Annotated in this window: 1 rRNA gene; it reads left to right on the top strand. The window is 51.5% G+C overall.

The window, feature by feature from the left end:
- A 23S ribosomal RNA gene (locus GM676_RS31485) occupies positions 1-241 on the top strand; the annotation flags it as partial.

Below are 241 nucleotides of genomic sequence, written 5' to 3'. Positions count from 1 at the left end.
CCGTCGTATGATGCGATGGGGGGACGGATCGCGGAAGGTTGTCTGACTGTTGGAATAGTCAGTTTCTGTTTCATAGAAGGTGCTTAGGCAAATCCGGGCACGTAATTCAAGGGAACGGGACGAAGGACTTAGGTCCTGTAGCAATCGGAAGTGGTTCCAAGAAAAGCCTCTAAGCTTCAGTCATACGAGACCGTACCGCAAACCGACACAGGTGGGCGAGATGAGTATTCTAAGGCGCTTG

It is taken from the genome of Duganella radicis (assembly GCF_009720825.1).
GTDB classification, from domain to species: Bacteria; Pseudomonadota; Gammaproteobacteria; order Burkholderiales; family Burkholderiaceae_D; genus Rugamonas; species Rugamonas radicis.
Note: the sequence above shows the minus strand (reverse complement) of the source record. Positions and strands in the feature narration are given on the sequence as shown.